Source organism: Streptomyces sp. NPDC051322, from assembly GCF_040689485.1.
In the GTDB taxonomy this organism is placed as follows: Bacteria; Actinomycetota; Actinomycetes; order Streptomycetales; family Streptomycetaceae; genus Streptomyces.
Map to the genome: position 1 here is coordinate 219158 of NZ_JBFBAK010000009.1, position 14552 is coordinate 233709.

The following is a 14552-nucleotide window of genomic DNA, read 5'->3' on the forward strand; positions in this document are numbered from 1 at the left end:
TTCAGCTCATGCTCCTGGGGGCAGGCCCGGACGGGGGCCGAGGCGCTGGTCCGGGGTGGTCGCCGCCCCTGATCTGGTCGACGGCGTGCAGCAGCAGCCGCTCCAGTACGGCGAGCCCGTCGCGTACTCCGCCGGTGGAGCCCGGCAGGTTGACGATGAGCGTCGTACCGGCCACGCCGGCGAGCCCCCGGGACAGCGCGGCGGTCGGGACCTTGGCCAGGCCTTCCGCGCGGATCGCCTCCGGGATGCCGGGGATCTCGCGGTCCAGCACCCGGCGGGTCGCCTCGGGCGTGCGGTCGGTGGGTGACAGACCGGTGCCGCCGGTGGTCACGATGACGTCGTACGCCGCCGCCGCACCGGCGCGCAGCGCCTGCTCGACCGGCTCGCCGTCCGGGACGACCTGCGGCCCTTCGACCGCGAAGCCCAGACCGGCGAGCGCGGTGGCGATCAGTGGGCCGCCGCGGTCGGGATAGACGCCCGCCGACGCGCGGTTCGACGCCGTCACGACGAGGGCGGTGTACGGGGCCGGGGGCCGTTCACCGTGCGACCGGGCACCGGACGGGTGTGCGGTCATGCGTCCGTTCCCTCCGGTGCCGGGCGCCGGTAGGTTCCGGACTTGCCGCCCGACTTCTCCTCGACGCGTACGTCCGTGATGACCGCACCCTTGTCGACGGCCTTCACCATGTCGATCACGGTGAGCCCGGCGACCGCGACGGCCGTCAGGGCCTCCATCTCGACGCCGGTCCGGTCCGTGGTGCGCACCGTGGCGGTGATCTCCACCGCCTCGTCGGTGACCGCCAGATCGACGGTGACCCCGGAGACCGCCAGCGGGTGGCAGAGCGGGATCAGGTCGGGGGTGCGCTTGGCGCCCATGATGCCGGCGATGCGGGCCGTGGCCAGGGCATCGCCCTTCGGAACGCCCTCGCCCCGCAGCAGCTCGACGACGCGCGGCGATACCAGGACCCGCCCGCTTGCCCGTGCGGTGCGCGCGGTGACGTCCTTCTCGGAGACGTCGACCATGCGGGCCGCGCCCACCTCGTCGATATGGGTGAGCCGTTGCTGCGTACTCATTGCTGTGCGCTCCCGGTCTGCCTGTGTGGTCAGACACGCTACCGCCACAGCCGGGGGTTCAACCCAGGAGGATCACCTCGAGCTCCGTACCGGGCTCCACTCCGGTGGCGTCCTCGGGCACGACAATCAGACAGTCGGCGTGGGCGAGGGCCGCGATCAGGTGCGATCCGGAGCCGCCGACCGGGGTGACGGTGCCCGCTGCGGCGTCGTATACGCCGCGCAGGAACTGCCGCCGGGCCTGCGGGGAGGTGAGCGCCTTGTCCGCCTTCAGCACGGCCCGCACGCTAGGCCGGCCGACTTCGGTCAGGCCCATCAGGGCCCGGATCGCGGGCCGCACGAACAACTCGAAGGAGACGTAGCTGGAGACCGGGTTGCCGGGCAGCGCGAGCAGCGGGGTGTGGTCGGGACCGATCGAGCCGAAACCCTGCGGCTTGCCCGGCTGCATCGCGAGTTTGCGGAAGTCGACGCCGGTGCCGCCCGCGTCACTGCCCCTCTCCTCGCTTCCCGCATCGCCGTCGGCATCGTCACCGGCCGGAAAGAAAGCGTCACCCACCGAGGAGAGCGCCTCCTTGACCACGTCGTACGCCCCGACGCTCACTCCGCCCGTGGTGACCAGCAGATCGGCGCGGACCAGCTGCTCCTCGATGGTGGCGCGCAGCGTGTCCGCGTCGTCGGTGACGGCGCCGACCCGGTAGGCGATGGCTCCGGCGTCCCGGGCGGCGGCCGCCAGCGCGAAGCTGTTGGAGTCGTAGATCTGGCCGCCGGCGAGCGCTTCGCCGGGCTGGACCAGTTCGCTGCCGGTCGACAGCACGACGACCCGGGGGCGCGGGCGGACCCTGACGGTGCCCCGGCCGATCGCGGCCAGCAGACCGATCTGCGGCGGGCCGAGCACCGTACCGGCCTCAAGGGCCAGGTCGCCGGGGCGGACGTCGCTGCCCTCGGCGCGGACGTGGGCGCGGGCCTCGGCCTCGCGGTAGACCCGGACCTCGCCGCTCGCACCCTCGGGGGCACCGCTGGCAGCCCGCATGGTGGTGGCCGCGCCACTGCCCGACCCGCCGTCGGTCCATTCGACGGGTACGACGGCTTCCGCACCGGGCGGCAATGGGGCACCGGTCATGATCCGGGCGGCCTCGCCGGGTCCCACGGTGGGCAGCTCGCCGCTGCCGGCCGCGACATCCCCGATGACGGTGAGGACGGCGGGGAACTCCTTGCCTGCGCCCGCCACATCGGTGGTGCGGACCGCGTACCCGTCCATCGAGCTGTTGTCGAAGGGCGGCAGCGAGATCTGCACCGTGACGTCCTCGACCAGGACGCAGCCCTGCGCGTCCTGCAGGGGCAGCTCGATCGGCTCGAGCGGGCGGATCGAGCCGAGGATGTCGTCCAGATGCTCGTCCACCGACCAGATCGGGGTGTTGCTCACGTGCTACATCTCCTCGGTGACATAACGGCGCAGCCAGGCCTTGAAGTCCGGGCCCAGGTCTTCACGTTCGCACGCGAGTCTGACAATGGCGCGCAGATAGTCGCCACGGTCGCCGGTGTCATAGCGGCGACCCTTGAACACGACGCCGTGCACCGGGCCGCCGACCTGCTCGTCGGCCGCGAGGTGCTGCAGTGCGTCGGTCAGCTGGATCTCGTTCCCCCGGCCCGGCGCGGTCCTGCGCAGTATGTCGAAGATCGCGGGGTCCAGGACATAACGGCCGATGATCGCCAGATTGCTGGGGGCTTCGTCCACCGCCGGCTTCTCCACCAGGTCGGTGACCTTGACAACGTCCGCGTCGCCCGACGGCTCCACGGCCGCGCAGCCGTACAGGTGGATCTGGCCGGGATCGACCTCCATCAGCGCGATGACGCTGCCGCCCTCGCGCTCCTGGACCTCGACCATCCGGGCGAGCAGCGGGTCGCGCGGGTCGATCAGGTCGTCGCCGAGCAGGACCGCGAAGGGCTGGTCGCCGACGTGCGGAGCGGCGCAGAGCACCGCGTGGCCCAGGCCCCGTGGGTCGCCCTGGCGGACGTAATGGATGTTCGCGAGGTCACTGGACTCCTGCACCCTGGCAAGCTTCTCCGCGTCGCCCTTGGCGGTGAGCGCCGACTCCAGCTCGTAGTTGCGGTCGAAGTGGTCCTCCAGCGGACGCTTGTTGCGACCGGTGATCATGAGTACGTCGGCGAGACCCGCCGAGACCGCTTCCTCGACCACGTACTGGATGGCCGGCTTGTCGACAACAGGCAGCATTTCCTTGGGAGTGGCCTTGGTGGCCGGCAGGAACCGGGTTCCGAGGCCCGCTGCCGGGATGACAGCCTTGCTGATCCTGGGGTGCGACTTAGTCATGTGGGGCACCATATCCGCTGGCTCTGGGCGGAACATGACCCTCCGGTTAATGCGCTCTCATATAGGGCTTACGAGACGATTGCGAACGGCCGAAGATGACCATGAAACTGGACAAAGCGTCCATGCGACGGCAACTGCTCGCCGCGAGAACCCTCTTGACCAGCGAGGACGCACAGAAGGCTGCCACGGCACTGGCACGCCGGGCCATCGACCTCCCCGAGCTGGCATCGGCCGGGACGGTGGCCGCCTATGTCTCGGTCGGCCGCGAACCGGGCACCCGCCCGCTGCTCGACGCGCTCCGGGCGCACGGAACACGTGTGCTGCTCCCGGCGCTGCTCCCCGACAACGACCTCGACTGGGCCGCCTACGACGGCGCGGACTCCCTGCAGCGCGCCGGGCGCGGACTGCTCGAACCCGGCGGCGCGCGGCTCGGCGTGCGGGCGGTGCTCGATGCGGAGGTGGTGCTGCTGCCCGGTCTCGCCGTGGACGGGCGCGGGATGCGGCTGGGGCGCGGCGGCGGCAGTTACGACCGGGTGCTGGCCCGTATCGAACGGTCGGGCGCACACCCCGCACTGGTGGTGCTGCTGTACGACGACGAGGTGGTCGCACGGGTCCCGGAGGAACCGCACGACCACCCCGTTCACGCGGTGGTGACCCCTGCGGGCGTACGGCGCTTCACGGCTTGAGCACCAGGGTGTCGACCGTGCTGCTGTCGACCGCCGCCTTACTGAACGACCACTTCAGCAGCTCCCCGTTGGCCCACTTCTCCGTCTGATCGGTGTAGTGCGCGCTGTACGCGTGCCCGGAGGCGCCGGTCAGGTTGATCCAGCGGGACTTGTCCGGATCGGCGAGATTGACGACCATCCGCATCGAGGGCACCCAGATGACGTCGTAACCGCCCGCCGCGTTCCATCCGGTGGCGTCCACCGCCGCCTCGCCGCCGCTCAGGTTGTACGGGCCCCGGTTCAGCATCCACTGCAGGATGCCCGGGCCGTCGGTGCCGAGCGTCTGGTTCGTGAGCATCAGCTGGTGCAGCCGTCCCCAGCTCCAGGTGTCCATGTCCTTGCCGAGCTTGGCGGTCAGCTCCCAGCGGGCGTCCTTCATGGCGCGCGCGAGCAGCTCGTCACGGTTGTGGGTGGCGGGATCGAGGCGCGTCCTCGGTGCCTTCCACCAGTCGCTGTCGGGCTTGTCCAGCAGATTGCGGACGACCTCGAACCAGCGGTCGCCGCCGTCCGGTTGCGCCGAGTCGGCGGACCGCTGGCCGCACTCCCGTACCAGCTTGTTCTGCTCGTCCGCGGGGACCGTGGACTTGTCGGCGGGCGGCACGTTCAGACAGTCACCCTTGGCCCGCAGCTCCTTGGGGAGCTTGTTGCCGAAGGCCAGCTTGAGGACGTTGCGCCAGACCGCGTTGAAGTAGGCGGCGGCCGCCGAGTCGGAGTCCTGGTTGTACTCCCAGCTCTCCAGCAGCTTCTGGGCGTCCCGCACGTCGGGGTCCTTGATGTTCAGCTTCAGCAGGTACGGGGTCAGCAGCTTGGCGATCTCGCTGCTGTTGTCCATCTGCATCTTCTGCATGTCCTCGGTCGAGATCTTCCCCCCGTCCTTGGTCTTCTGCGTGATGAGAGCGGTGATCCGCTGACTGCGGGTGCCGTAGCCCCAGTCCTCGGTCAGCAGATACGGGTACTTCTTGGCGTCGATGACCGCCTGGTTCGCGGTGACGATGTAGCCGCGCTCCGGGTTGTACTCGTAGGGCAGCTGGTCGAAGGGGATCGGGTCCTTCTTCCAGGCGTACGCGGAATCCCAGCCGGGGGCCGGCATCGTGCCGTCATCGCCCTTGGCGCGGACCGGGATGGTGCCCGGGGCCTGGTAACCGATGTTGCCCTGGGTGTCGGCGTAGATCATGTTCTGCGAGGGGACGTCGAAGTCCTTCGCAGCGGCGCGGAAGCCGGTCCAGTCCTTCGCCCTGTCCAGCTCGAAGACCGCGTCCATCGCATTGCCGGGCTGCAGCGCGGTCCACTTGAGGGCGACCGCGTAACCGTTGCCGCGGTCCGGGGCGGCCGCGGTGACCGGGGCCGTCTCGCCGACCTTGGCCAGCTCGGTGTCCCGGTCGGAGACCAGCGGACCGTTGTTGGTCTCGCGCACCACGATGGTCTTCGACTTGCCGCCGGCGACCTTGATGGTCTCCTTGCGGGTGGTGAAGGGCTTCTCCCGGCCGTCGTAGAGGTAGCCGGTGTCGGTGACCTTCTCGAGGTAGAGGTCGGTGACGTCGGCCCCGAGGTTGGTGAAGCCCCAGGCGATGTTCTGGTTGTGGCCGATGACCACGCCGGGCATGCCGGAGAAGGTGTAGCCCGCGACGTCGTAGTGGCAGGTACTGGAGACGGTCCGGCAGTGCAGACCCATCTGGTACCAGATCGACGGCAGCTGCGGCGCCAGATGCGGGTCGTTGGCCAGCAGCGGCTTGCCCGTGGTCGTGTACTTGCCTGCCACTACCCAGGAGTTGGAACCGATGCCGCTGCCGCTCGGACCGAGCAGCGACGGAATCTCGTCCAGGGAGTCGGAGAGCGAGGAGAGCTGCGACTGCATGCCGCTGACGGCGTCCGACGCGGTGTTCGTCGTGTTCGTGGTACCGCCCAGGGAGCCGGTCGGGGTCGCCTCCGGGTCGAACGTGCCGGTCACCGGGCTGATGCCGCCCTGCTGCACGATCGGCTTGTTCCTGCTGGTCGGATAGGCCGGATACAGATCATCGATCTGCTTGCCGGTGAGCCGCGAGGTCATCAGCGAACGGTCGATCTCGTCCTGCATGTTGCCGCGCAGGTCCCAGGCCATCGCCTTCAGCCAGGCCACCGAGTCGACGGGCGTCCACTTCTCGGGCTTGTAGTCGTTGGTGAGGCCGAGGGCCGCGTACTCGACGGAGATCTGCTTGCCGTCCTTGCCCTTCAGGTAGGCGTTCACCCCCGCCGCGTAGGCCCGCAGGTACTTCTTCGTCGAGGGCGACAGCTTGGTGTCGTACTCCTTCTGCGCGACCCGGCGCCAACCGAGCGTCCGCAGGAAGGAGTCGGTCTTGACCTGGCTCGAACCGAACATCTCCGACAGCCGGCCCGACGTCATGTGGCGGCGGACGTCCATCTCGTAGAAGCGGTCCTGGGCCTGGACGTAGCCCTGCGCGCGGAAGAGGTCCTCGTCGGTGTCGGCGTAGATCTGCGGAATGCCGTACGCGTCGCGCTTGACGTCGACGGCGCCGGAGAGACCGGAGACCTTGATCTCGCCGGTCGTCTGCGGGAAGGAGGCCCGCACCGTGCTGATGCCCCAGTACGTGCCGTAGCCGACACCCGCGACGAGTGCCAGCACCAGGACGATCACGAGCAGTCGGGCGCGACGCCCTTTCTTCTTCCGGGACTTCGTGCCGGAATGCGTGCCGGAAGGGGCGGCGGAGGTGGTGGCGGGCATCGCTGTCCTTCGAGGGCAGGGTGGTCTGTAGTGCCGACTGAGCGCTGGAGCAACCATAGGCGCAGCGGCCGAGCGGGCCGGACGCGGTATGCCTCCAGAGATCGCGCAAGCAGTAGAAGCGTCAAGGAATCGTCAAGGATTAGATAGGGTAACGAAGTAACCCCTATGCATACGAGGGAAGGAAGGGCCGCTGACTGTCCACCATCTGAACGAGCTGTTGCTTATCTGTTCGCTCGTCCTGCTGATCGCCGTGGCCGCGGTGCGCATCTCCTCGCGCAGCGGTCTTCCCAGCCTGCTGCTCTATCTCGGCATCGGCATGGTGATAGGGCAGGACGGCATCTTCCACGTCAAGTTCGACAACGTCGAGATGACGCAGGTGATCGGCTACGCGTCCCTCGTGGTGATCCTTGCCGAGGGCGGTCTGGGCACCAAGTGGAAGGAGATCCGGCCGGTACTGCCCATGGCGGTCGTACTGTCGACGCTCGGCGTCGCGGTGAGCGTCGGCGTCACAGCCACCGGCGCGCACTATCTGGTCGGTCTGGAATGGCGGCAGGCGCTGATCATCGGCGCGGTGGTTTCGTCCACCGATGCCGCGGCCGTCTTCTCGGTGCTGCGCAAGGTGCCACTGCCGTCCCGGATCACCGGCGTGCTCGAGGCCGAGTCCGGCTTCAACGACGCCCCGGTGGTGATCCTGGTGGTGGCGTTCTCCGCGGCGGGCCCGGTGGAGCACTGGTACGTACTGATCGGTGAGATCGCCCTGGAGCTCGCGATCGGAGCGTCCATCGGCATCGCGGTGGGCATGCTCGGCTCGTGGGGGATGCGACGGGTGGCCCTGCCCGCGTCCGGTCTCTACCCGATCGCGGTGATGGCGATCGCCGTGCTGGCATACGCGGCAGGAGCGATCGCTCACGGCAGTGGCTTCCTGGCGGTCTATCTGGCCGCCATGCTGCTGGGCAACGCCAAGCTGCCGCACTGGCCCGCCACCCGCGGGTTCGCCGAGGGGCTCGGCTGGATCGCGCAGATCGGCATGTTCGTCCTGCTCGGTCTGCTGGTGACCCCGCACGAGCTGGCCAACGACTTCTGGCCCGCGGTGATCGTCGGCCTGGTGCTCACGATGGTGGCGCGGCCCGTCTCGGTGCTGCTGAGCCTGGCGCCGTTCCGGCTGCCCTGGCAGGAACAGTCGCTGATGTCCTGGGCCGGGCTGCGCGGCGCCGTGCCCGTCATCCTGGCGACCATCCCGACGGTCTCGGGGGTCCGCAGCAGTGACCGGATCTTCAACATCGTGTTCGTGCTGGTCGTCGTCTACACCCTGGTGCAGGGGCCGACCCTGCCCTGGCTGGCCCGCGTGCTGAAGCTGGGCGACACCTCGGAGAGCGCTTCCGACCTGGGGATCGAGTCGGCGCCGCTGGAGCGGCTGCGCGGCCATCTGCTGTCGGTGGCGATCCCGCCGAAGTCCCGGATGCACGGCGTGGAGGTCGGCGAGCTGCGGCTGCCGGCCGGCGCCGCCGTCACCCTGGTCGTGCGGGACGGCAAGAGCTTCGTACCGGCACCCACGACGGTGCTGCGGCGCGGGGACGAACTGCTGGTGGTGGCGACCGACCCGGTACGGGACGCGGCCGAGGCACGGCTGCGGGCCATCGGACAGGGCGGCAAGCTGGCGGGCTGGCTGCACAACACCAACAGAAACAACGGCGGCACGAACAACAGCGGTACCATGAGCCGGTCGGCCTGACCGGTCGGCCCGACGTACCGAAGTCTCGAAGTCTCGAAGTACAGAACCACCTGATTCACCAACTCTGCCTGATGCAGAGCTGGCGCGACCGTATGGCGGTCGTGGCACCCTCCTCAGCGGGGCGGCCCGACATCTACCGCAGTTCCGCGCAAGAGGACAGCTCTCGGCAGCTCCCATACCCATGGCCTCGCATGCCGTGACCCGGGAGCGCCACCAGGCGGCAGAAAGGCAAGGCCGTGGTGTCCACGGTCTCCGATCCCCGACCCGGGTACGGGAAATTGTTGCGTACACCTGGCGCCTGGACGTTCCTGCTGCCCGGCTTCGCCGCGCGGCAGCCGTTCGCGATGCTGACCATCGGCATCGTGCTGCTGGTGCAGCACACCACCGGCTCGTACGGCAGTGCCGGCGTGGTCGCCGCGGTGACCGGCGTCGCGATGGCGCTGTTCGCGCCGCAGAGCGGGAAACTGGCCGACCGATTCGGGCAGGGCGCCGTACTGCTTCCCGGCGTCCTCGTCCATACGGCATCCGTGAGCGCGCTGACGGCGCTCGCGCTGGCGCACGCTCCGTTGTGGGCGCTGTTCGCCGCCGCCGTACCGACCGGGGCGTCCGTCCCGCAGATCGGGCCGATGGTGCGGGCCCGCTGGGCGGCGAAGTTGGACGGCTCACCGCTGATGACGACGGCCGCGGCCTTCGAGTCGGTGACCGACGAATTCACCTTCGTCATCGGGCCGGTGCTGGCGACCGCGCTGTGCACCGGGGTCCACCCGGCGGCCGGACTGATCGCCGAGGCCGTACTCACGCTGGCCGGCGGCATGGCCTTCGCGGCCCAGCGCCGCACCCAGCCCGCGGTCGGCGGCGGCACAGCTCAGCACAGGGCCGCCCGGCAGATGTCCGCGCTGTCGGTACCCGGTGTGCGCGTACTGGCCGTGGTCTTCCTCGGGATCGGCACGGTGTTCGGCGGCATGCAGGTCTCGCTCACCGCCTTCGCCGAGGAGATCGGCCGGCCCGGCGTGAACGGTCTGCTGTACGGGGTCTTCGCGGCCGGCAACATGCTCTCGGGCATCGCCTGCGGCGCCATCGCCTGGAAGTCCGCACCCCGGCGCCGGCTGCTCGTCGCGTACCCGGCGCTGGCGCTGACCGCGTCCGGGCTCTGGGCGATGCACACCGTGCCGCTGCTCGCGGGTCTCGGCCTGCTGGTCGGGCTGTGCATCGCGCCCGCGCTGATCACCGGTTACACCCTGGTGGAGACGCTGATCCCGGCCTCCGCACGGACCGAGGCGTTCACCTGGCTGACCGGTTCGGTGGCGCTGGGGCAGGCGGCGGCGGTCACCGTGGCCGGTCAACTGGCGGACGGATACGGCGCGAGCACCGGGTTCCTGGTGCCGATGGGCGGGACCGTACTGGCGCTGATCACCCTGCTGGCGCTCCGGTCCCGGCTGGCTCCGAAAGGGGTGGGCCGGGTGGTGAACGGCAGCGCGGCGAGTGCTGCCGAGCGTGTGATCGGTCACCGACCGCCGGTCTCAGTGGACTGATCCAGCGGAATAGGTCACTATAGAACGTCGTTAGCACTCACTGAGTGAGAGTGCCAGGAGGAGCAAGTGCCGACCTATCAATACCAGTGCACCGAGTGCGGCGAGGGCCTCGAGGCGGTGCAGAAGTTCACCGATGACGCCCTGACCGTATGCCCGAGCTGCGAAGGACGCCTGAAGAAGGTGTTCTCAGCGGTCGGCATTGTCTTCAAGGGATCCGGCTTCTACCGGAATGACAGCCGGAGCTCGTCGTCGAGCAGCTCGGCGCCGTCTTCCAAGACTGCCGCGTCCGCTTCGACGGGATCTTCCACGTCGGGCTCGTCCGCGTCGTCCTCTTCGGGCTCCGAGTCGAAGTCCGGGGCTGCGAAGTCGTCGACGTCCGCCGCGACGTCGTCCACGTCTTCGTCGAGCTCCAGCGGCAGCAGCAGCTCGGCCGCCTAGTTCAGCCTTGCCGGGACCCTGTCGTCATGGTGGACGACGGGGTTCTTGGCGTGTGCCGCGCCCGGATAGTCTGACCGGTATGGCGAATGTGGCGAATGCGGTCGGCGCGACGGTTGGTACAGCGGCCGGTACTGCTGGTACTGCGGCCGAGGCGGCGGCCGATGCGGCGGCCGATGCGGGGATCGGCGCCGAGATCGGCGTGATCGGCGGCTCCGGGTTCTACTCCTTCCTGGACGACGTGACCGAGGTCCAGGTGGACACCCCTTACGGGGCGCCGAGCGACTCTCTTTTCCTCGGCGAGATCGAAAGCCGCAGGGTGGCGTTCCTGCCCCGGCACGGACGCGGCCACCATTTGCCGCCGCACCGCATCAACTACCGGGCCAATCTGTGGGCGCTGCGGTCGGTGGGAGTGACGCAGGTGCTCGGGCCGTGCGCGGTGGGCGGGCTGCGGCCGGAGTACGGCCCCGGGACGCTGCTCATCCCCGACCAGCTGGTGGACCGTACGAAGGCCCGCGAGCAGACGTATTACGACGGCCACCCGCTGCCGGACGGCAGCCTGCCGAACGTGGTGCACGTATCGCTGGCCGATCCGTACTGCCCCAACGGCCGCAAGGCAGCCCTCGCGGCCGCGCGGGGTCGCGGGTGGGAGCCGGTGGACGGCGGCACCCTGGTGGTCATAGAGGGGCCGCGTTTCTCGACCCGGGCGGAGTCGCGGTGGCATGCCGCGATGGGCTGGTCGGTGGTCGGCATGACCGGGCACCCGGAGGCTGCGCTCGCCCGCGAGCTGGGGCTCTGCTACACGTCGATGACGCTGGTGACCGACCTCGACGCCGGCGCGGAGGCCGGCGAGGGCGTCTCCCACGAAGAGGTGCTCGAGGTGTTCGCCGCCAACGTGGACCGGCTGCGGACCGTGCTGTTCGACGCGGTGGCGGGGCTGCCGACGTCGGAACGGCCGGCATCGGAGCTGCAGGACTGTATCTGCTCGCATGCGCTGGACGGGCTCGACACCGGCATCGAACTGCCCTGATCCGGTGACGGGTTTGTCCACAACCGCCGGGTAGTCCACAAGCCGCAGCGGGATTCCACGGAAGCCTGGATCGTGGAGGGCGTTCGACAAGCTCCTCTCACCAGGCGGTGGTTGCCATGATCCCCATGCCCGTACCGGTCGTCTCCGCGCCCGAGCCGCGCGGTGTGCCGTTGTTCGCCCCGCTGCGGGTGCCCGGCGGCAGGCAGCGGCTGCGGCGGGCCCTGCGCCGCAGGCACCGCGCGCTGTCGGCGGGGCTGGTGGTCACCGCCGCCGCGCTGGTGGCGTGGGCGCCACCGGATCGCGGGGGCCCAGCAGCCCCGGACACACCACCAGCCGCACACGCCGCCCGGGCAGCGCCGGGTGCGGCTCATCGTCGGCCGGTGGTCCGGTCCGGCGTTCCCGGTGCCGGGAAGGCCGCTGTGGTGTCTGCTCCGGTGCGGATCGCCGATGCGGCGACGGTGCGACTGCTGGAGCCGGGAGACCGCGTCGATGTCATCGCGATCGGCGACCTTGACCGGGCGCCGGGCGCCGGGGGCGCCCCGGCCGGGGCACGCGTGGTGGCCACCGATGTCCGGGTGACCGGCGTACCCGACGTGGAGCGTGCCTCCCCGCCGGGCGGCGGAGGAGCGCTGATCGTGCTGGCCGTGTCGCGGAGCACGGCCACGGCGCTGGCGGGCGCGGCAGCCCACTCCGACCTGGCGGTGACCCTGTGCTGAGCAGCCGCGTCAGATGTGGTGCGGCGGCTTCTCGTCGAGGAAACGGGCCAGGTCCGCCTCGCCGTCCCCCGATGCGGGCCGCTCACCCCACCCGCGGTCCGTGTCGTCCGATGACTGCTGGTCGAGCGGATCGTCGAAGACCAGCTTCGGGCGGGGCCGTGGCTGCTGGTCGTCGCGCGGTCCGTGGGCGGGGGCGGAACTCATACTGCAAGGGTACGGCTCCCGTTCGACCGAGGTGAAGATGAACCCAGCAGGCACTCCGTCGCACCGACCGCCGCACCCGCCGACGCACCCGCCGACGCACCCGCCCGTGGACTCGCTGACGGACGTGGCCGGTCTCCGGGTCGGTCATGCCCGGGTGCCGGGCGGCCGGGCGCTGAGCGGCACCACCGTCGTCCTCGCTCCGCCCGGCGGTGCGGTCGCCGCGGTGGACGTGCGCGGCGGTGGTCCGGGCACCCGTGAGACGGATGCCCTGGACCCGCGCAATCTGGTCCAGCGGGTGGACGCCGTCGTCCTCACCGGGGGCAGCGCGTACGGACTGGATTCCGCGTCGGGCGTGATGAGCTGGCTGGAGGAGCAGGGCCGCGGCTTCCAGGTGGGTCCCGACCCGGCGCAGGTCGTTCCGGTCGTGCCCGCGGCGTGCGTCTTCGACCTGGGGCGCGGCGGCGACTGGCGGGCCAGGCCGGATGCGGCGACCGGCCGCGCCGCTGTGGAGGCAGCCGCCGGTACGGAGTCCGGCGCACCGGTCGAGCAGGGCAACGTCGGCGCGGGCACCGGCGCGGTCGCCGGCGGCATGAAGGGCGGCGTCGGCTCGGCGAGCCTCCTGCTCCCCTCGGGGATCGTCGTCGGCGCCCTCGCGGTGGTCAACGCGGTGGGGTCGCCGGTCGATCCGCTGACGGGCGTGCTCCACGGGGAGTACGGCTGGGGCCGGCCCGAATATCCACCGCCCGCGATGCACCAGGAGGCGCAACGGAAGCTGGCCGAAGCGCGCGAACACCAAGCGCATCCACCGCTCAACACCACCATCGCCGTGGTGGCCACCGACGCGGAGCTGACCCGGGCCCAGGCGCAGAAGCTGGCCGGTACGGCTCATGACGGACTCGCCCGGGCGGTGCGCCCGGTCCATCTGCTGCATGACGGAGACACCGTCTTCGCCCTGTCGACGGGCACCGCGGCCGTCCCGGACCTGGATGGGCTGAACAGCATTCTGGCCGCGGGCGCCGATGCCCTCAGCCGGGCGGTGGTGCGGGCGGTTCGGGCTGCGGAGTCCGTGCACGGGCCGGGGGGCAGTTTTCCCGCGTACCGCGATCTGTACCCGCGGTGATCTGACCCGCGATCCGTACCGATCTGACACGGCATCTACTGACTTGCCCTGACAGGTGAGTTGGCGAAGGAGGGCTGGAACTTTCGCTGTATCCCGGACGTTTTTCCGAACGAAGGCCCGTTGTCGGACCCAGGCGCTACGTTGAGTTCCGACCCCATGACTTGTCGCTACGGCCTGGAGAGACCTTGAGCGATCCGCACGAGACGACCGAGGCCCACCTCGCACGGCTCCTCGGCCGCGCCCTGAACACCTTCGAGCTGCCCGACTCCTCCGTCGAGCGACTCGGCTCCGCACTCGCCCACAGCAGTGCGCTGCACTCCTCGCACCACAGCTCGGGCGCCGGGCTGCACCGCGAGACCTACCGGCACACCTTCCTCCTCGCCGACGGCAGCGACCTGACACTCTGGGAGTTGGTGTACGAGACCGGCACCGGAGCGGGCCCGCAGCACGAGCTGTATCCGGCCGAGGACGAGGCGCGCCGCGCCGTCACCCGTATCCGCGGCGCGGACGCCGCGGAGATGTTCCCGGACGACGACGCGGACTGCGACTTCGACCTCATCAGCGCCCTGAAGAACGCTCCGGCCGCCGCTTCCGCCCGGACGTATGCCGCCGACCGCTCGGCGGATCACGCCCGTCGGCTGCTGCGCCGCGCCGAGAATCCGGATCGCCCCGGTGAGAGCGTGGCGCGCCTGCTGCGTTCCGCGTTCGCCCATCAGATCAGCCAGGCCTTCGGCAGTCAGTGCCACTTCGACAGCGGCCGGGCCGCCGGCTTTTTCCTCTACGAACACGCCTTTCTGCTGATCGACGGCCAGGAGATCAGCCTCTGGGAGGTCGAGCACACGGCGACGCCGGACGGCCGGCACATGTGCGAGGTGTACACATCGCAGAGCGACGCCCGTGACGCGATGGAGCTCCGGTCACGGGTGCGCTGAGCCTGTCCCG

General features: G+C 70.3%; 14 protein-coding genes. 8 read left to right on the plus strand and 6 right to left on the minus strand.

Translation table 11 applies throughout. The annotated features are described in order from the left end of the window. Position 1 precedes the first annotated feature (1 nt). From AB0436_RS22150 to galU, 4 genes are read right to left on the minus strand one after another with little or no spacing between them, the layout of a single operon-like run. On the minus strand, positions 2 to 574 hold the full coding sequence (locus tag AB0436_RS22150) for a MogA/MoaB family molybdenum cofactor biosynthesis protein (protein ID WP_366469643.1): 573 nt from the start codon (positions 572 to 574) through the stop codon (positions 2 to 4). Further along, positions 571 to 1071 carry a cyclic pyranopterin monophosphate synthase MoaC gene (moaC, locus tag AB0436_RS22155; protein ID WP_366469644.1) on the minus strand — a complete coding sequence of 167 codons (501 nt, stop codon included), beginning with the start codon at positions 1069 to 1071 and terminating at the stop codon, positions 571 to 573. Before moaC ends, AB0436_RS22150 begins: the two co-directional genes overlap by 4 nt. 58 nt (positions 1072 to 1129) lie before the next feature. Next, the gene (gene glp / locus AB0436_RS22160) at positions 1130 to 2491 is read right to left on the minus strand and encodes a gephyrin-like molybdotransferase Glp (RefSeq protein WP_366469645.1); all 1362 of its coding nucleotides are present in this window, start codon (positions 2489 to 2491) and stop codon (positions 1130 to 1132) included. A 3-nt stretch (positions 2492 to 2494) separates the two neighbouring features. Continuing rightward, on the minus strand, positions 2495 to 3397 hold the full coding sequence (gene galU / locus AB0436_RS22165) for a UTP--glucose-1-phosphate uridylyltransferase GalU (protein WP_366469646.1): 903 nt from the start codon (positions 3395 to 3397) through the stop codon (positions 2495 to 2497). A gap of 101 nt (positions 3398 to 3498) precedes the next feature. Between galU and AB0436_RS22170 the strand changes: the two genes are divergently transcribed. After that, entirely contained in the window at positions 3499 to 4083 is a 585-nt protein-coding gene (locus tag AB0436_RS22170) for a 5-formyltetrahydrofolate cyclo-ligase (protein WP_366469647.1), read from the plus strand. Here the strand turns inward: AB0436_RS22170 and AB0436_RS22175 are convergent. After that, positions 4073 to 6841, minus strand: a complete 2769-nt coding sequence (locus AB0436_RS22175) for a penicillin acylase family protein (RefSeq protein ID WP_366469648.1) — start codon at positions 6839 to 6841, stop codon at positions 4073 to 4075. The two genes, AB0436_RS22170 and AB0436_RS22175, sit on opposite strands and share 11 nt — an antisense overlap. A 217-nt stretch (positions 6842 to 7058) precedes the next feature. Here AB0436_RS22175 and AB0436_RS22180 point away from each other — a divergent pair, with 217 nt between their 5' ends. The 5 genes from AB0436_RS22180 to AB0436_RS22200 all read left to right on the plus strand — a co-directional run bounded on the left by AB0436_RS22180 (position 7059) and on the right by AB0436_RS22200 (position 12286). Next, the gene (locus AB0436_RS22180; protein ID WP_366469649.1) at positions 7059 to 8573 is read left to right on the plus strand and encodes a potassium/proton antiporter; all 1515 of its coding nucleotides are present in this window, start codon (positions 7059 to 7061) and stop codon (positions 8571 to 8573) included. Between the two features lie 236 nt (positions 8574 to 8809). Beyond that, the gene (locus AB0436_RS22185; RefSeq protein ID WP_366469650.1) at positions 8810 to 10105 is read left to right on the plus strand and encodes an MFS transporter; all 1296 of its coding nucleotides are present in this window, start codon (positions 8810 to 8812) and stop codon (positions 10103 to 10105) included. A gap of 66 nt (positions 10106 to 10171) precedes the next feature. Then, a complete protein-coding gene (locus AB0436_RS22190; RefSeq protein ID WP_366469651.1) occupies positions 10172 to 10543 on the plus strand; it encodes an FmdB family zinc ribbon protein in 372 nt (123 codons plus the stop codon). A gap of 88 nt (positions 10544 to 10631) precedes the next feature. Next, a complete protein-coding gene (locus tag AB0436_RS22195; RefSeq protein WP_366469758.1) occupies positions 10632 to 11570 on the plus strand; it encodes an S-methyl-5'-thioadenosine phosphorylase in 939 nt (312 codons plus the stop codon). Between the two features lie 116 nt (positions 11571 to 11686). After that, entirely contained in the window at positions 11687 to 12286 is a 600-nt protein-coding gene (locus AB0436_RS22200; RefSeq protein ID WP_366469652.1) for a hypothetical protein, read from the plus strand. A gap of 9 nt (positions 12287 to 12295) precedes the next feature. Here the strand turns inward: AB0436_RS22200 and AB0436_RS22205 are convergent, their stop codons facing one another. Beyond that, positions 12296 to 12490, minus strand: coding sequence for a hypothetical protein (locus AB0436_RS22205; RefSeq protein ID WP_366469653.1), 195 nt, complete (start codon positions 12488 to 12490; stop codon positions 12296 to 12298). 106 nt (positions 12491 to 12596) lie between these two features. Here AB0436_RS22205 and AB0436_RS22210 point away from each other — a divergent pair, with 106 nt between their 5' ends. After that, positions 12597 to 13610, plus strand: coding sequence for a P1 family peptidase (locus AB0436_RS22210; protein ID WP_366469654.1), 1014 nt, complete (start codon positions 12597 to 12599; stop codon positions 13608 to 13610). A 185-nt stretch (positions 13611 to 13795) separates the two neighbouring features. Further along, on the plus strand, positions 13796 to 14542 hold the full coding sequence (locus AB0436_RS22215; protein ID WP_366469655.1) for a DUF6227 family protein: 747 nt from the start codon (positions 13796 to 13798) through the stop codon (positions 14540 to 14542). Positions 14543 to 14552: the final 10 nt, after the last annotated feature.